Source organism: Streptomyces sp. NPDC028711 (assembly GCF_055565415.1).
This window is the reverse complement of record NZ_JBVHUJ010000005.1, coordinates 1-16,424: the sequence shown is the minus strand read 5'-3', so window position 1 is coordinate 16,424 and position 16,424 is coordinate 1. Positions and strand designations below refer to the sequence as shown.

The window sequence follows — 16,424 nt, the reverse complement described above, 5'->3', positions numbered from 1 at the left end:
TCCGTCATGTCACGTCCCGGCGCCGGAGCGACCGGCGCTGCGCGAAGAGCGCCGGGCAGGTGCGGTATGCCGCTCACCGAGACCGAATGGGGGCTGGTCGCCGGCTGGGTGCGGGACCATCTCCTCGACTCCCCCGAACCGTGCGAACGCCTCCTCGCCGCAGGCCTCCCCGCCGACTTCGTCGAGGATCTGCCCCTCACCCCGGATCGCGAACGGAACGCGTCGATCGTGGTCGCGGCCGCCCGCCGGGACGTCGCCCACCAGCGTCGTCTGCTCTCCGTCCTGGCCGGTCTCGACGCGCTGTCCGCCATCGACGAGCCGCACGCCTTCGAACAGGGTGCGGAGGCCCGGAACCTGCTCACTCGGCTGCGGGACGACGAGCGGCTGCTGCGCTCACCGCGTGATCCGCTCGACAGTCTGCTCCTGAAGCACGGTACGGCGGTGTTCCTCGACCGCTCCGAGCTGCGCGAGAAGCTCCGGAGCTTCCTCGCCGACCCGGAGCGGACGGTGCTGATCGTCGACGGTCCCCCGGACAGCGGCCGCTCCTACACGTACGAGCTGATCCGTCACCTCGGCCAGCACCGCGGCTTCCGTCCGGTACGGGTGACCCTGTCCCGTACGTCGACGGCGGCGCGGCTGATGGAGCGGCTCGCGGCCTTCGTCGCGGGTCCGGAGGCAGACGGGTTTCCGTTGAATCCCACACGGTTGAACGATCCACTGCCTTCCTTCGAGGACGCCGCCCACCGGATCATCGCCCGCGCGACCGCCGCCGAGGACCGCTTCTGGCTGGTCCTGGACGACTGCGACCGGCTCGACCCGCAGTCGGACGTGTGGGACGTCATCGGTGTCCTGGCGCGGGCGATCTACGAGCACACGCCGGTACGGACGGAGTCCGTGCCCCGTCTCGTCCTCCTCGGCTACGAGCCGACGATGCGTCAGCTCCCGTACGAGATACGCAAGAACGAGTGCCGGGACACCACACGTCTCGCCGACGAGGGTGATCTCCGCCATTTCTTCCGGGAGTTCTTCGGCGAGACGGCCGACCTCGGCCAGGAGGAGACCGTCCGCGAGCTGACGGAGACGGCGGTGGAGGAAGTGCTGCGGGTCGTCAGTTCGCCTGCGGGCGAGGACAGTTACATGCGGCGGCTCTGCACGGCCGTGGAGGACGTCGTACGGCTCCACCGGGCCCTGCCGCCGACGTCGGCGCCGCCGGGCGAGGCCGCCCGTCTGCTGCGTGACGCCCTGCGCACGAGCCTCTCCGCCCCGGCCGTCGCGCTGCCCGACCCGCGCCGCTCGTACCGCGAGGCCGCTTGCCTGCTCCTGGAGTTCGACCCGGCACTGCTCCGCCTGCCCGGCGAGGAGCACTCCACCGGCCGGGCCGTCCTGGAGCTCGTCGACGACTGCGTCGCCCTGCCGTCGCCCGGCGCCGCGGTCTGGACGCTCAAGCCGGAGGTCCGTGACGCGACGCTCGCGGGGCTCGCGGGCCCCGCTGCCGCGCTGAGCGCCCTGCGGGCCAACATCGGGCTGCGCCCCGAGGGCCCGGGCCCCGAGCGCACCGCCCTTGCCCTGCTCTCCGGCACCGGCCTTCCCCACAGCCGTCCCACGCCGTCCCCGCCCCCGGCGGAAGACGACGACGACGTCGAGGAGCTGTCCGACACGCTTCAGGCCGTGCTCTGGCTGAGCCGCGTACCGGGCGTGACCGGGCTGCCCTCGGTCGACGAGGTCCAGCACCGCCTGGAGGAGGCCCGGCTGCTCCAGCCGATGCGCCGGCTGATCCGGGGAACCTTCCACGGCCGGACCGCCGAACTCGACGCGCTGCACGCCTACCTCGCCCTGCCCGAGGAGCCGGCGGAGCCGCCGGTGATCCTCCACGGCGTCGGCGGGATCGGCAAGAGCACCCTGCTCGCCAAGTTCCTCGTCGACGCCCTGGCCGCGGCCCCCGACGGATTCCCCTTCGCCTACATCGACTTCGCCCGTCCCACGCTCTCCGTCCACGAACCCGCCACCGTGATCGCGGAGACGGCCCGGCAGCTCGCCGTCCGGCACCCCGGTCTCCGGACCTCCTTCGAGGCCCTCGCCGACGAGTGCGAGCGGACGGCGGCGGCCCAGCGCGGCGAACGCAACGAACTCGACGAGCTCCAGCAGCTGGCGGGCACCCGGGCCACCCTCGCCCGCGACTACTCGTCCGACTTCCACGCCCGTGCCAGCGCCCGCGAGCAGGAACTCTCCCACCGGCTCGCGTCCCTGGTCTCCGACGCGGTCCGGCCCGCGCCGGGCGGCACGGCACCGCCGTTCCTCATCGTCATCGACTCGTTCGAGGAGGCCCAGTACCGGGGCTCCCCCGTCATCACCCGGATGTGGGCCATCTGGACCGCGCTGCGGGCCGCCTACTCGCGCCTGCGGTTCATCATCTCCGGGCGGGCGCTCGTCGACCATCCGGCCCGGCTCCTCACCCCGCGCACCATGGAGCTGACCGAGCTCGACCACCCGGCGTCCGTGGACCTCCTGATGTCGTCCGGGGTGCTCGACGAGACGCTCGCGGAGGACCTCGCGGACCGGATCGGCGGCCATCCGCTGAGCCTCAAGCTGGCGGCGCGGACAGCCGTCACCATGGGCGCGGAATCCGCCTCGCTCGGCGGGCTGCTGCGCGGACTCCCCTCCCGGCGGCGGTACTTCGACCGCCAGGTGGACCAGATGCTCATCCAGGGCACGCTGTACGACCGCATCCTCAAGCACATCGCGGACGACGACGTCCGGGCGCTCGTCCAGGCCGGCCTCGCGCTCCGCTTCATCACCCCCGACCTGGTCAAGGAGGTGCTCGCGGGACCGGCGGGACTCCGCGTGGAGACGGCGGCGGAGGCCCGCCGCCTCTACGGGCTGCTGACCTCCCGGGTCGACCTGATGGAGTCGGCCGGGCCGGACGCCATCCGGCACCGGGCCGATCTGCGGGCCATCATGCTGCGCCTCTCGGACAGCGCGCGGACCGATCTGATGCGGGCCGTGGACCGCGGCGCCGTCGCGTACTACGCGGTCCGCGAGGGCGCCGGGAACCGTGCCGAGGAGATCTACCACCGGCTCCGGCTCGGCGAGAACCCCCGTACGGTGGAGGGCCGCTGGGAGCCGGGCGTCGCCTCCTACCTCGGCGGGTCGACGCACCTGGAGATGGCGCACCGCTCGGCGGCGTTCCTCCTCGGCAGGATCGGCGGCCACGTCCCCGACCAGATCATGACCGAGGCGGACCAGGAGGACTGGGAGCGGATCGCCGCCCGTGAGGTCGAGGACCTGCTCACCCAGGGATACGTGGACGCCGCCGCGCAGCGCCTCGGGGAGCGGCGCCCGTGGACGCCGTGCAGCAGGCTGCACGCGCTGCTCGCCGAGACCCTCGCCCGGTCCGGGCGGACGGCGGAGGCGCGCGCGAGCGCGGAGCGTGCCGTGGACGGGGCGGCGGAGGCGGGCTGTGCGGAGACCCAGCTCGAACTGCTCCAGCTGTCCGCGCGGCTCGCGCAGGACACGGGCGACTTCCCGGCCGCGGACCGGGACCTCCAGGAGGCGGAGGAGATCGCGGCGGGTCTCGGGCTGCGGTACGAGTCCCTGGGCGTGCTCGTCGCCCGCTCCCGGCTCGCGGCGCTCGCGGACGTCGACGCCGCTCCGGCGCGGGAGCGGCTCGCCAGGACGCTGCGCGGGATGCCCGACGCCGACCTGGCGAGGCAGCCGTCCCTGGCCCGTACGGCGGCGGCCGCTGCCTGCCCGTCGGACCCTCAACTCCTTGAGCACACCCTGCGGTTGGTCGGGCTTCCGGCGGACGAGGAGACGGTGGTGACGGAGCTCGCCCGCTGGATCGACAGCACGCTCACCGACGAGCCGCGTCTGCGCGAGCCGCTGACCCGCATCCTGGCGTCGGCGGCCGGGGAGGCGTACCCGCCGGCCGCCGACGAGACGTACGGGGCGGCCCGGCCGGACCGTGACCGGATCGAGCGGGACCTGCGGGAGGCGCGGCGGCGCGGCACCCTGGACAGCGTCGCCCGGCAGGCGCTGACGCTCCGGGACGGCAGCGGTGACCTGCTGCTTGGCGTCGCCTCGGCGATGGACGCGGGTCCGCTGCCGCGCGGCAGCGCGCGGGGGACGCCCTCGCACGGCCCGGCGACCGGGGACGAGCCGGGCCTCTGGGCGGGCTCGCGCCCCCGCCGCGGTGGTACGGGGCTGTGGACGCGTCCTCCGCCGAACGCCGCCGGAGCCGCGCTCCGCGAGGAGCCGTTCCTGCCGCAGCCGGAACTCGTCCGCGTCCGCAACGCCGCCATGGAGGCGGGCCTCGCCGACCGGGCGCTGCGTCCCGCCCTGCTCAAGGGGGTCCCCGGCTACTTCGCGGCCACGCTCGAACCCCTGGACGACCCCCGGGAACAGCTGCACGCCGACCTGAACGCGATGAACCAGGTGGAGCGGCTCATCGACGGCCTGGTGCCGCTGGAGATCTGGCTGCACAACGCGATCGAGAAGACCCACGAGCCGGGCCCGCGCGCCGTCCTCCAGGGAGCGCTCGACGCCGTGGCCCGCGCGATCACCGGCGAGGCGGAGCTTCCGCCGGAGATGATGCCCGGGGAGATGAAGGAGGAGATCATCCTCCAGGACGACACCGTGCCGTACGAGTTCCTGCACGGCGGCATCCGGGCGGGCGCCTCCGTCGCCCTGCTGAGGATCCCCCCGTACGAGTCGGGCGCCCCGCTCCTCCCGTCCTATCCGCACGGCGGGACGGGCTGGATGATCGCACCCGACCTGCTGATCACCAACCACCATGTGGTGATGGCCCGTTCGCACGACCCGGGTGTCCGTCCGTACGTCAGCGACGAGGACCTGCGGCTCCAGGCGCTCATGTCCCGCTCCCGCTTCGACTTCGTCGAGAACACGGCGGCGGCGCCGGAGGCGACGGCCGGTGAGCTCGCCGCCTGGGACGCGGCGCTCGACTACGCCATCGTGCGGCTCACCCCCGACCAGGAGCGTCGCCCGACACTCAGGATCGCCACCCGGCCGCTGCTCGTCCGGGAACGGCAGCGCGTCCCGGTCAACATCATCCAGCACCCCGGCGGTCTGCCGAAGCGGGTGGCGCTGCGCAACAACCTGGTCTACCGGGCGGACGAGCACGACATCCTCTACTTCACCGACACCCGCGGCGGCTCCTCGGGCTCGCCGGTCTGCCTCGACGACTGGACGGTGGTGGGGCTGCACCGCGGGACCCGGAAGGTGGACGAGGTCGAGTTCCAGGGCGCCAGGACACGGTTCGTGAACGTCGGCACCCAGATGAGCGGCATCCTGGCCCATCTCCGGGAGTTTCGGCGGGAGTTGTACGAGGAGGTCATGGCGGCCCAGTCGGGCAGGCCGGGGCCCGCGCACGCGACGAACGGAAGGCCGAGGTGAGTGACGATGCCGAACGGACCACGGAGCGTGTCTCCGGTCGCGACCGCGACGGAGCAGATCTTCGGCGATCTGCGGGAGGTCGCCGCGCGGGTGCGCGGGGCCCTGGAGGCGGAGATCGCCGAGTCCACGTTCGAGCTCCCCGCCGATGTGGCACCGGCGGCCGAGATCTCCCGCTTCGCCCGTGAGGAACGGGCCCGGGTCCTGGAGGCCGGGGTCAGCGGTCTGGAGAAGCTGGCCGCGCACCGGGAGGACGAGCTCGACGGGGACGAGGCCTTCGGGGTGGAGGCGATCGTCCTCCTGGAAGGCCGCCCGGCGATCCTGGTCCAGCGCCAGGACTTCGCCCCGCAGCGCGACGAGTGGGCGGTCCTCGACGGCCAGCGGCCGTCCATCCGCGAGTCGCTGGCGCGCGTCGGACGGGTGGAGGTCACCGGGCACCCGCGCCTCGACTGGGTCGGCACGGGCTTTCTCGTCGGCCCGCGCACGGTGATGACGAACCGTCATGTGGCGGTGGAGTTCAGCCGCCTCCAGGGCGACGGGGCCCCGTGGGCCTTCGAGTACGGCATGTCGGCGCGGATCGACCCGGCGGAGGAGCTGCCGGCCGAAGGCGAGCCGGCCGGGGCCACCGCACCGTACGAGGTCACGGAGATCATCGGCATCCACGAGGAGGTCGACATGGCCCTGCTGCGGGTCGAGCCCTCGGCCGACGGCGGACTGCCGACCCCGCTCGCCGTCGCCGCGGACGCGCCGGCGAGCCTCCCCGGCCGCCCGGTGTACGTGGTGGGCTACCCGGCCTGGGACGGCCGGCGCAACGAGCCGGAGTCGATGCGCCGGATCTTCATGGACGTGTACAACGTGAAGCGGCTGCAGCCGGGCGTGGCGACCGAGTTCACCCCGGGCGGTCTGGTGATGAAGCACGACTGTTCGACGCTCGGCGGCAACAGCGGCTCCCCCGTCTTCGACCTGACCGACCACCGTGTCCTCGGCCTCCACTTCGGCGGCCGCTACCGCACGGGGAACTTCGCCGTCCCGCTCTGGGAGCTGGTGGACGATCCGCTGCTCGCCGCGGCGGAGGTCCACTGGGTCTGACGTCCACCCGTACGGTCACGCCTCCCCGGGGCCTGTGAGGAGGGTGGCGAACTCGCCCCGGGCGGTGGTCCCGTCGGGCAGCAGCCACGCGGCGGTGACCCGGCCGGCGGCGCCGTCGGGTGCCGTGCCCGTACCGACGCGGAGGACCCGCCGCATCCGCAGCGTCAGCGGTGCGGGCACGCCGGGGACCCGCACCTCCAGGTCGGTGTGGTCCGCGCCTTCCGTGACCCGTACGAGCTCCACGTCGGCCGCCTCCGCCGGGGCGGGTGAGACGGCGACGGTGGTGTCGACGGCGTCCGTCTCCGACTGGGCCTGGGCCTGGGCCCGGCCGGTGAGGAGCGCGTACAGCTGGGAGACGAACACCGGGTCGTGGGCGGCGTCGTGGACCCAGCGCTTGCCGAGGACGCCGTGCTCCATGGTGCCGATCAGGGCGTCCTCGGCGCCCGCCAGGGGCCCGGAGCGGTACGTCATGGGCGCGAGGTAGGTGACGGCCGTGTCGCCCTCGCCGTCGGTCACCACCATGAGTTCGATGCCGACCTCGCCCGCCGGGTCGTCGAGCCGGAAGCCCCCGGCCTTCCCGGGGCGCGCCTCGGCACCGGTGTGCCACGGCCGGGTGGGGAGCCACTCCGTGAGCAGTTCCAGCTTGGTGGGCCGAAGAGTGGTGTGGTGGATGACGGCCATCGTGCGGGCTTCCTCTCCTGGCGTGATCAAGACCTCGGCAACGTAACAGACCGGTCCTGAGGGCCACCCGTGCGAGCCGGTCCTGCCCGGCCCAGCCTGAAGAAGGAGTGTTGCCCCCGGCCGGCAGGGGCCCCGCGTCGTGACCCCGGACCACGTCTTCGACATCCCGCTCACGGCGGCCGCACCGAGACCGAGCACGAACTGACGGCACACGGCCGCAGGGTGACGACACGACTGATAACGTCAGAAATGCCATATATCGTCCGGTACGCAGTCGTGCCGTCGCACAACGGGAGCAGGAATGACCGGTGGACCCGAGCCCATCAGCGCCGTCGGCCGCGAGGCCCTGGAGCGGGAGCTCGACGAGCTGCGGACGGAACGCGAGGCCGTCGCCGTCACCCTGCGGGACGGCGGCGGGGACGAGACGGGCGACCGGGCCGACCAGGCCGACGAACTGCGGCGCGGCACCCAGCTGACCCGCCTGGACGCCCGCATCGACGAGATCCGCGGACGCCTGCGCGAGGCGGACGCCGCCGGGGCTCCCCGTACCGACGGGGTCGGCGTGGGGAGCACCGTGACGGTGCGGTTCGAGGACGGCACGGAGGCGACCGTCCAGATCGGCGAGGTCGCCGCGGTGCTCGACCGGACGATGGTGACCGCCGACAGCCCGCTCGGCAGCGCGCTCCTCGGCCACGGTCCGGGCGACACGGTCACGTACACGACACCCGACGGCCCGGCGACCGCGGTCGTGGTCTCCGTCGGGGACGCCCCCTAGCTCACGCCTCCAGTACGACGACCGCCTCGTCGGTGTACGTCCGGAAGGTCAGGGTCTCCTGGAAGTACAGGTGGACACTGTCCGCGTCGTGCCCCGTGTAGCCGATCGCCAGGTCCTGGCCGAGGAGGAGTTCGAAGTCACCGCCACGGGTGGACAGGACGAAACCGCCGCTGAGGGCCGGCGCCCAGATCGGGGTGCCGTCGATCATGCGCCCGAGGTGCGCCGCGATCGGGTAGCCGTGGTCGGAGGTCTCGCTGACCGCCCGGTACTCCTCCGCGCCGAGCAGCAGGGCGTACGGGCCGTCGACCCCGGCGAGGCGCAGCGCGGTCAGCGCCCGGCTGACGGCGTCGGGATAGTCGCGCGGCTCGGCGGGCAGCCGTACCACCGGGTTCGAGGACCGGGCGCGCAGTCCGTCGACGCCCGCCGCCCCGTACCCGTCGAAGATCGTCCGGTCCTCGACGAACGCCATCGCGCGTGCCGCGTCCTTGACGGGCTGCCAGTCGGAGTCCTTCGAGCCGCGCTCGACGTCGTCGACGGCCGCCCGGTCCACGGTGAACGGCACCCTGAGCTCCACGAGCGGCTTCACCTCGCGCAGGCGCGCCGTGACGCCCGGCGCGGGCGGGTTCATGGCGGTGAGGTGCCCCGTGCCGACGGCGGCGAGTGCCGGACCCGCCGGGTCGGGGACGTCGACGACGCGGCGGCCCGCGACGTTGCGCCGGAAGGTGCGGCGGGCCTCCTCCTCGATCTCGGCCCAGGCCGCCGGGGTGATCGGGGCGAGTTCGCGGTGCAGGTTGCCCGTGTCGGATCCGTGGTGCGGGTCGCTCATGGCGTCGGGGGTCGTCATGGGGCTCAGGCTCCTTTCAGGCCGCCGATGCCCAGGGACTCTCCCGGGCGGGCGGCGGCGGACGGCGGCGCGGCGGGCAGGTCGTCGAGGAAGTCGGCGCTCGGCACGAAGAAGAGGCCGCCGGTGACGGCCCGGGAGAAGTCGAGGATGCGGTCGGTGTTGCCCGGCGGATCCCCGAGGAACATGTTGCGGAGCATCAGCTCGGTCACGGCCGGCGTGCGCGCGTAGCCGATGAAGTAGGTGCCGAGCTCCCCGGCGCCGACCCGTCCGAACGGCATGTTGGCGCGGACGATCTGGCGGGTGACGCCGTTCTCGTCGACGACGGTGTTGAGCGCGACGTGCGAGTCGGCCGGTTTGACGTCGTCGGGCATCTCGACGTTGGCCGCCTTGCTGCGGCCGATGACCCGCTCCTGCTGTTCGACGGTGAGCGCGTCCCAGGCCGCCATGTCGTGGAGGTACTTCTGCACGATGACGTAGCTGCCCCCGCGGAACTCGGGGTCCTCGTCCCCGATGTGGACCGCCTCCGCGCCCACCGCGCCCCCGGGGCTCTCGCTGCCGTCGACGAAGCCGAGGAGGTCGCGCTCGTCGAAGTAGGCGAAGCCGTGCACCTCGTCGACGACGGTCACCGCACCGGCGAGCCGTTCCACGATCAGCCGGGCCAGTTCGAAGCAGAGGTCCATGCGCCGGGCCCGCAGATGGAACAGCAGGTCGCCCGGGGTGGCCGGGGCGCGGTGGCGGGGGCCGCGCAGGGGGACGAAGGGGTGGAGTTCACGGGGGCGCGGCCCGTCGACGAGCCGGTCCCACAGCTCGGAGCCGATACCGGCGACGCAGCTCAGGTGGTCGTCGGGATACCGGAAGGACACCGAACGGGACAGGCCCGTCAGATCCTGCAGCGCCGCCGCCACGACGGCCTCGCCGCCGGAGTTGACGGTGGCCACCAGGAACACGGCGGCCCGCTCGGGCGTCGCGACGACGGGCTGGACGACGACCATGGGACTCCCGTAGGACAATCATCATCATGTATCAACAAGAGGGATGTAAGGGGCAGCGTCAGCCTAGGCGGGCGTGATCGGATGCGCAGCCCGGCACTCCGGCGCCCCGGTGTTCCCGCGCTCCCGCGCCCCGGCGCCCCGGTGCTCCGCTCCTCCACCCGCGTGGCAGAGTCTCGGGGTACGACCACATCAGAACCGTGACGACCACATCAGAACCGTGACGACCACGGCACACCGTCGGGGCGGCGCTCCGAGGAGAGGAGCGGACCATGGGGCGAGTGACCGTACGGCGGCGCGTCCTGCGCGTACGGGAGGGGGAATCCTCCTACCGCCCGGACACCCTGGCCGCCGAGGAACCCATGGAGATCCGGGTGGGCGGCCGGCCCCTGACCGTCACCATGCGCACCCCGGGCGACGACTTCGACCTCGCCGCCGGGTTCCTGGTCAGCGAGGGGGTCGTCCACAGCGCCCAGGACGTCACGGGAATCCGCTACTGCGCGGGCGCCACGGCCGACGGCGGCAACACCTACAACGTCGTCGACGTCGCCCTCGCCGCCGGTGTGGCCGCCCCCGACGCCTCCCTGGAACGCAACTTCTACACCACGTCCTCCTGCGGCCTCTGCGGCAAGGCCAGCCTCGACGCGGTCCGCACCACCGCCGCCTGGACGGTCACCGAAGACCCCCTGCGCGTCGGGACCGACATACTGGCCGCCCTCCCCGACAAGCTCCGGGCCGCCCAGCGGGTCTTCGACACCACCGGTGGTCTCCACGCCGCCGGACTCTTCACCTCCGACGGCGAACTGCTCTGTCTGCGCGAGGACGTCGGCCGCCACAACGCCGTCGACAAGGTCATCGGCCACGCCCTCCGGGAAGGCCTCCTCCCCCTGCGGGGCACCGTCCTCATGGTCAGCGGCCGCGCCTCCTTCGAACTCGTCCAGAAGGCCGTCATGGCCGGCATCCCGCTGCTCGCCGCCGTCTCCGCCCCCTCCTCGCTGGCCGTGGACCTCGCGGCCGACACCGGGCTCACCCTCGTCGGCTTCCTCCGCGGCACCTCCATGAACGTCTACACCGGCGACGAACGCCTGGACGACGAGGCGTCGACACGCCCGCCCGCCCCGTACGGGCCGTAATCCCCGCCACGGCGGCGCTCGCGCCGACGATGAGTCCATGACGTCCGCGATCCCCCCGAACACCCCGGACCCGCGGGTCCGTGCCGGTGCCCTCGCCCGGCGGCCCAAGCTGTGGCTCGTACCGACCGTCCTGAGCGCGCTGGTCGCCGTGGGCCTCTCCCTGCTCTACATGGGCGGCATCCTCAATCCGACGGACAACCTGCACAGGCTCCCCGTCGCACTGGTCGACCAGGACCGGGGCGACCCGCTGCCCGGTCAGCGCGAGAACCTGGGGAAGCAGATCACCGACGCGATCGTCGCCACCGGTTCGTCCGGGACGACCGTCGACTGGCGGCGGCTCGATCGAGCGCGGGCGCAGGACGCGCTGGCGTCCGGTGAGGTCTTCGGCGCCCTGGTCGTCCCGGAGGACTTCACCGCGTCCGTCGCGGCCCTCTCCACGAACCGGGCGACGGCCCGGCCGACCCTCACCGTGCTGACCAACCCCGGCGTCGGCAGTCTGGGCTCGTCGCTGACCGCCCAGATCAACCAGAACGCGGCCCGTCAGGCCTCCCTGACCATCGGAAGGCAGCTCGCGGCCACCGCCACCACACCGACGACCCGGCTGCTCCTGACCGACCCGGTGGCCGTCACCACCCAGGTCGGCCATCCGATCGGCCGGCACAGCGGCCTGGGCCTGACCGCCTTCTACTACACGCTGCTGCTCGTCCTCGGCGGTTTCATCGGGGGCAACCTGGTCAACAGCGGCGTCGACACCGCGCTCGGCTACGCGGACAGCGAGATCGGCCCCTGGCACTCCCGCCACCCGACGGTGCCCATCAGCCGCACCCAGACGCTCGTCCTGAAGATGCTCATGACCGCGGGCATCTCGGTCCTCACCACCACGCTCGTCATGGTGGCCACGGTCTCCGTCCTCGGGATGGACGCCTCGCACCTGCCGATGCTGTGGATCTTCTCGTTCTGCGCGACGGTCGCCGTCGGTCTGGGCGTCCAGGCCATCAACGCGGCCTTCGGCGGCATCGGCCAGCTCGTGTCGATGTTCGTCTTCATCGCGCTCGCCCTCCCGTCCTCAGGAGCCACCGTCCCCCTGGAGGCCACGCCCGGCTTCTACCGCTTCCTGGGCGTCTTCGAGCCGATGCACCAGCTCAGCGCGGGTGTGCGGTCCATCCTGTACTTCGATGCCCGCGCGGACGCCGGCCTGGCCCGCGGCTGGATCATGATCGCGGTGGGAACGGCCGCCGCCCTGGCGTTCGGTTTCGCCATGACCCACTACTACGACCGCAGAGGCCTGCGCCGCCTCACCCCCCAGCCCGCCTGAGCGGTACGGAAGCGGGGCGGCGGGCCCGGCGGACCGGCTACCGCCAGTCGTCCCAGGGCGGCGGCTCCTCCATCCCGTCCATGTCGTAGGGCGGCTCCTCGTCGTACGGCGCCTCGGCCTCCCGAGCGGCAGGCACCGAGCCCTGGCCGGCGACCTCCGGGGAGGCCGCGGCGGCCGGCACGGGATCGTGCGAGGCGGCGGGATCGGGCGAGGCTCCGGCTCCCGACTCCGCCAGGGCGCCGAGGACACCCTCGGCGTACTTGGTGAGCTTGGCCTCGCCGACACCGCCGATGGTGCCGAGCTCCTCGACCGTGCCCGGCAGCCGCGTCGCGATCTCCCGCAGCGTGGCGTCGTGGAAGACGACGTACGCCGGGACGCCCTGCTCGCGGGCCGTCGCGGCCCGCCAGGCGCGGAGGGCCTCGAAGACCGGAACGGCGGCCGCGGGCAGGTCGACCGGCACCCGGGCGCCCTTGCCCGAGCGGGCCCCGGACTCCTTGCGGGACGGGGCGGCCGGTGTCTTCTCCTTCCGCATGGTGACGGTACGGCGCCCGCCGAGGACCTCGCCGCTCTCCTCCGTGAGCACGAGCGTCCCGTAGTCGCCCTCCACCGTGAGGAGGCCGAGCGCGAGGAGCTGACGGACGACCCCGCGCCACTCCGCGGTGCTCACGTCCGCCCCGACGCCGAACACCGAAAGGGCATCGTGGTCGAACTGGATGACCTTGGCGGTCCTCTTGCCCTGCAGGATGTCGATGATCTGGCCGGCGCCGAACTTCTGGCGCCGCTCCTTCGCGAGGCGCCACACGGTGGACAGCAGCTTCTGCGCCGCGACCGTGCCGTCCCAGGACTCGGCCGGGGTCAGACAGGTGTCGCAGTTGCCGCACGGCTCGCCGGACTGGCCGAAGTACGCGAGGAGGCGCACCCGTCGGCAGTCGACCGTCTCGCAGAGCGCCAGCATGGCGTCCAGGTGCATGCCGAGGGCGCGCCGGTGCTGTTCGTCGCCCTCGGAGCCGTCGATGAGCTTGCGCTGCTGGACGACGTCCTGGAGGCCGTACGCCAGCCAGGCCGTGGCCGGTTCGCCGTCGCGGCCGGCCCGGCCGGTCTCCTGGTAGTAGCCCTCGACCGACTTGGGCAGGTCGAGGTGGGCCACGAAGCGCACGTCCGGCTTGTCGATGCCCATGCCGAAGGCGATCGTCGCCACCACGACGACCCCGTCCTCCCGGAGGAAGCGGGCCTGGTTCGCGGCGCGCGTCCGGGCGTCCATGCCGGCGTGGTACGGCACGGCGTCGATGCCGTGCTCCACGAGCAGGGCCGCGGTCTTCTCCACCGAGGCCCGGGAGAGGCAGTAGACGACTCCGGCGTCGCCCTCGTGCTCGGTCCTGATCAGTTCGAGCAGCTGCTTGTGCGGGCTGTTCTTCGGGACGATGCGGTACTGGATGTTCGGCCGGTCGAAGCCGGCGACGAAGTGCCGGGCGTCCTCGAGGCCGAGCCGGGCCGCGATCTCCTTGTGCGTGGCCTCGGTGGCCGTCGCGGTGAGGGCGATGCGCGGCACCTTGGGCCAGCGCTCGTGCAGCATGGACAGCGCGAGGTAGTCGGGCCGGAAGTCGTGACCCCACTGGGCGACGCAGTGCGCCTCGTCGATCGCGAAGAGCGACACCGTGCCGCGGTCGAGGAGCCGCTGGGTGCCCTCGGTGCGGAGGCGCTCGGGGGCCAGATAGAGCAGGTCGAGCTCGTCGGCGAGGAAGGCCTGCTCGACGGCCTGGCGCTCGTACGGATCCTGGGTCGAATTGAGGAATCCGGCCCGCACCCCGAGGGCCTTGAGCGCGTCCACCTGGTCCTGCATGAGGGCGATGAGCGGCGAGATCACGACGCCCGTACCCTCTCTGACGAGGGCGGGGATCTGATAGCACAGCGACTTGCCGCCGCCGGTCGGCATCAGCACGAGGGCGTCGCCGCCCCCGACGACCTGCTCGATGATCTCCTGCTGCTCCCCTCGGAAGGAGCTGTAGCCGAAGACGCGGTGGAGGACGCCCGCGGCCTCGGAGATCACGGCGGAGTCGTCGGAAAGGACCATTCACCCACCCTATCGGCCCCCACGGACACCCCGGCCGCGTCCGATGGAACCTGTGGAAAACCTCTCGGCCGCTCCGGCCCGCCGTACGAGCGGGTGGGTGCTGGAAGGACGCTCCCTGCGCGGCCCTCCGGAGGCATGCAGCCGGAGGCAACGCGCGGGGCGTCCCCGGCGTCCTTCCTCACAGGGACGCACCGGCCGACACGACGGCCAAGCCCACAGGGAACAGGACACACCATGAGCGACAAGGCCCGCACTCTCTTCGACGCGCTCGATCTCGACCACGACGGCACCCTGACGCGTACCGAGGTGATCAGCGCCCTGCGGGCCAAGGGTCCGACGCTCGCCGCGCAGGGAGTGATCCCCTCCTGGGGCGTGGGGAGCGCCGACGACGCCTCGGCGCTGTTCGACGCCGCCGACCAGAACGGCGACCGCGTCCTGTCGTTCGAGGAGTTCGCCGCCCTGGTCGACCGCCGCTTCGGCTGGTGACGCCGGGGAACCGCCGGGCGGCTCACCCGGCGGCCGCGTTCCACGGGGAAACTTGCACTGCTAGTTTGGAGGGCGGGCTGTGCACCCACGCCCGCGCGCCCGTGTGATGACCGACCCCCATCTGGAGCCGTGACCATGCGTCCCGTGTACTTCGCCGCCGCCCGGCGCACCCCGATCGGCCGCCTCCGCGGCGCTCTCTCCGGCGTACGGCCCGACGACCTCGCCGCCACCGCCGTCCGCGCCGTCCTGGACACCGTCCCCTCGCTCGATCCGGCCCGGGTCGACGACGTCTACTGGGGCGCCGCGAACCAGTCCGGCGAGGACAACCGCAACGTCGCCAGGATGGCGGTGCTGCTCGCGGGACTTCCGGACTCCGTGCCCGGCGCGACCCTCAACCGGCTCTGCGCCTCGGGCCTCGAGGCCGTCACCACCGCCGCCCGGGCCATCGCGTCCGGCGAGGCCGACGTCGTCCTCGCCGGCGGCTCCGAGTCGATGAGCCGCGCCCCGTTCGTCCTGCCCCGTGCCGAGACGGCCCTCCCCCACCATCAGGAGATCTTCGACACCAAGCTCGGCTGGCGGCTGACCAACCCGCGCATGGAGGAGCTCCACGGGGTGCTGTCCATGGGAGAGACGGCCGAGGAGGTCGCCGCCCGGTACGGCGTCAGCCGCGAGGACCAGGACGCCTTCGCCCTCCGCAGCCACCGGCTCGCCGCCGCCGCCCGCAAGGACGGCCTCTTCGACGCCGAGACCGTCGCCGTGACCCTTCCCGACGGCACGGTCGTCGCCCACGACGAGTCGATCCGGGCCGACACCACGCCGGAGAAGCTGGCCGCCCTCAAGCCGGTGTTCCGGCCCGACGGCACCGTGACCGCGGGCAACGCCTCGCCGATGAACGACGGCGCGGCCGCGCTGCTCCTGGTCAGCGAGGAGGTCCTGCACGAGCTCGGCCTCGAGCCGCTCGGCCGGTACGTGGCCGGTGGCAGCGCCGGCGTCCACCCGGACGTCATGGGCATCGGCCCGGTCCCCGCCGTACGCCGGGTGCTCGCCCGTACCGGCCGGGCCCTCACGGACGTCGACACCGCCGAGTTCAACGAGGCCTTCGCCGCCCAGGCCCTCGCCTGCGTGCGCGAACTCGGCATCGATCCCGAGCGGGTCAACCCGCAGGGCGGCGCGATCGCCCTCGGCCACCCCCTGGGCGGCTCCGGCGCCCGCATCCTCACCACCCTGCTCCACCGCATGCGCCGCACCGGGGACCGGCGCGGCCTCGCCACCATGTGCGTCGGCGTCGGCCAGGGCACCGCCGTCCTCGTCGACCGCGACTGACCACCCGCCCCGCCCCCGCTGCCGTCACTCCGTGGCGAACCACGCCTCCGCGAGCGACGGCAGCGTCCCCTCCTCGGGTACGGGCAGTTCCCGCATGTACCAGGGCGGATCGCTGTCCCGTAGGCCGCCCCACGAGGGGCGGCAACGCCGCGAGCCCGGCCTGATCGGCAAGACACCCCCTAGGGGGTGTCCGGAAAGTCATGGCAGCCAGAGGCGAAGGCAGGCGAGGGTGACCATGGCTTGGTAGTGCCGGGCTCGTTTGTCGTAGCGGGTGGCGAGGGCCCGGTTCTGCTTGAGCCGGCTGAAGCAGCG

General features: G+C 73.1%; 12 protein-coding genes and 1 pseudogene. 7 read left to right on the top strand and 6 right to left on the bottom strand.

All coding sequences use genetic code 11. The annotated features are described in order from the left end of the window. The first annotated feature begins 66 nt into the window (after positions 1–66). The gene (locus ACZ4VK_RS18015) at positions 67–5,409 is read left to right on the top strand and encodes a trypsin-like peptidase domain-containing protein (RefSeq protein WP_468353326.1); all 5,343 of its coding nucleotides are present in this window, start codon (positions 67–69) and stop codon (positions 5,407–5,409) included. Between the two features lie 6 nt (positions 5,410–5,415). Next, positions 5,416–6,495, top strand: coding sequence for a trypsin-like serine peptidase (locus ACZ4VK_RS18010; RefSeq protein ID WP_468353325.1), 1,080 nt, complete (start codon positions 5,416–5,418; stop codon positions 6,493–6,495). 15 nt (positions 6,496–6,510) lie between these two features. Here the strand turns inward: ACZ4VK_RS18010 and ACZ4VK_RS18005 are convergent, their stop codons facing one another. Continuing rightward, positions 6,511–7,176, bottom strand: a complete 666-nt coding sequence (locus tag ACZ4VK_RS18005) for a maltokinase N-terminal cap-like domain-containing protein (protein ID WP_468353324.1) — start codon at positions 7,174–7,176, stop codon at positions 6,511–6,513. A 301-nt stretch (positions 7,177–7,477) separates the two neighbouring features. Between ACZ4VK_RS18005 and ACZ4VK_RS18000 the strand changes: the two genes are divergently transcribed. Then, on the top strand, positions 7,478–7,951 hold the full coding sequence (locus tag ACZ4VK_RS18000) for a GreA/GreB family elongation factor (RefSeq protein WP_468353323.1): 474 nt from the start codon (positions 7,478–7,480) through the stop codon (positions 7,949–7,951). Between the two features lies 1 nt (position 7,952). Here the strand turns inward: ACZ4VK_RS18000 and ACZ4VK_RS17995 are convergent, their stop codons facing one another. Together ACZ4VK_RS17995 and ACZ4VK_RS17990 are read right to left on the bottom strand one after the other, a co-directional pair. After that, complete coding sequence (locus ACZ4VK_RS17995; RefSeq protein ID WP_468353322.1) at positions 7,953–8,795, bottom strand: family 1 encapsulin nanocompartment shell protein; 843 nt, start codon at positions 8,793–8,795, stop codon at positions 7,953–7,955. A 5-nt stretch (positions 8,796–8,800) separates the two neighbouring features. Next, positions 8,801–9,787: a Dyp-type peroxidase gene (locus ACZ4VK_RS17990; RefSeq protein ID WP_468353321.1), complete on the bottom strand. Its 987-nt coding sequence runs from the start codon at positions 9,785–9,787 to the stop codon at positions 8,801–8,803. A gap of 269 nt (positions 9,788–10,056) precedes the next feature. Between ACZ4VK_RS17990 and fdhD the strand changes: the two genes are divergently transcribed. Beyond that, entirely contained in the window at positions 10,057–10,917 is an 861-nt protein-coding gene (gene fdhD, locus ACZ4VK_RS17985) for a formate dehydrogenase accessory sulfurtransferase FdhD (RefSeq protein ID WP_468353320.1), read from the top strand. A 37-nt stretch (positions 10,918–10,954) separates the two neighbouring features. Then, positions 10,955–12,232: a YhgE/Pip domain-containing protein gene (locus ACZ4VK_RS17980; protein ID WP_468353319.1), complete on the top strand. Its 1,278-nt coding sequence runs from the start codon at positions 10,955–10,957 to the stop codon at positions 12,230–12,232. Between the two features lie 37 nt (positions 12,233–12,269). Here ACZ4VK_RS17980 and recQ read toward each other — a convergent pair whose 3' ends face one another. Next, a complete protein-coding gene (gene recQ / locus ACZ4VK_RS17975; protein ID WP_468353317.1) occupies positions 12,270–14,303 on the bottom strand; it encodes a DNA helicase RecQ in 2,034 nt (677 codons plus the stop codon). Positions 14,304–14,537: 234 nt separating this feature from the next. On the opposite strand from recQ, the gene ACZ4VK_RS17970 reads away from it, so the two are divergent. Together ACZ4VK_RS17970 and ACZ4VK_RS17965 are read left to right on the top strand one after the other, a co-directional pair. Then, positions 14,538–14,789 (top strand): EF-hand domain-containing protein, encoded by a 252-nt coding sequence (locus ACZ4VK_RS17970; protein WP_468353315.1) that lies wholly within the window; start codon positions 14,538–14,540, stop codon positions 14,787–14,789. 135 nt (positions 14,790–14,924) lie between these two features. Then, complete coding sequence (locus ACZ4VK_RS17965) at positions 14,925–16,112, top strand: thiolase family protein (RefSeq protein WP_468353313.1); 1,188 nt, start codon at positions 14,925–14,927, stop codon at positions 16,110–16,112. A gap of 24 nt (positions 16,113–16,136) precedes the next feature. Here ACZ4VK_RS17965 and ACZ4VK_RS17960 read toward each other — a convergent pair whose 3' ends face one another. Together ACZ4VK_RS17960 and ACZ4VK_RS17955 are read right to left on the bottom strand one after the other, a co-directional pair. Then, complete coding sequence (locus tag ACZ4VK_RS17960) at positions 16,137–16,283, bottom strand: hypothetical protein (RefSeq protein ID WP_468353311.1); 147 nt, start codon at positions 16,281–16,283, stop codon at positions 16,137–16,139. Positions 16,284–16,310: 27 nt separating this feature from the next. Then, a pseudogene (locus tag ACZ4VK_RS17955) lies at positions 16,311–16,424 on the bottom strand (IS5/IS1182 family transposase); the annotation flags it as partial.

Excerpts from the sequence above, each read along its gene's own strand:
- ACZ4VK_RS18015 (WP_468353326.1), top strand. The coding sequence starts at position 67 with ATGCCGCTCACCGAGACCGAATGGGGGCTGGTCGCCGGCTGGGTGCGG.
- ACZ4VK_RS18010 (WP_468353325.1), top strand. The coding sequence starts at position 5,416 with ATGCCGAACGGACCACGGAGCGTGTCTCCGGTCGCGACCGCGACGGAG.
- ACZ4VK_RS18005 (WP_468353324.1), bottom strand. The coding sequence starts at position 7,176 with ATGGCCGTCATCCACCACACCACTCTTCGGCCCACCAAGCTGGAACTG.
- ACZ4VK_RS18000 (WP_468353323.1), top strand. The coding sequence starts at position 7,478 with ATGACCGGTGGACCCGAGCCCATCAGCGCCGTCGGCCGCGAGGCCCTG.
- ACZ4VK_RS17995 (WP_468353322.1), bottom strand. The coding sequence starts at position 8,795 with ATGACGACCCCCGACGCCATGAGCGACCCGCACCACGGATCCGACACG.
- ACZ4VK_RS17990 (WP_468353321.1), bottom strand. The coding sequence starts at position 9,787 with ATGGTCGTCGTCCAGCCCGTCGTCGCGACGCCCGAGCGGGCCGCCGTG.
- fdhD (WP_468353320.1), top strand. The coding sequence starts at position 10,057 with ATGGGGCGAGTGACCGTACGGCGGCGCGTCCTGCGCGTACGGGAGGGG.
- ACZ4VK_RS17980 (WP_468353319.1), top strand. The coding sequence starts at position 10,955 with ATGACGTCCGCGATCCCCCCGAACACCCCGGACCCGCGGGTCCGTGCC.
- recQ (WP_468353317.1), bottom strand. The coding sequence starts at position 14,303 with ATGGTCCTTTCCGACGACTCCGCCGTGATCTCCGAGGCCGCGGGCGTC.
- ACZ4VK_RS17970 (WP_468353315.1), top strand. The coding sequence starts at position 14,538 with ATGAGCGACAAGGCCCGCACTCTCTTCGACGCGCTCGATCTCGACCAC.
- ACZ4VK_RS17965 (WP_468353313.1), top strand. The coding sequence starts at position 14,925 with ATGCGTCCCGTGTACTTCGCCGCCGCCCGGCGCACCCCGATCGGCCGC.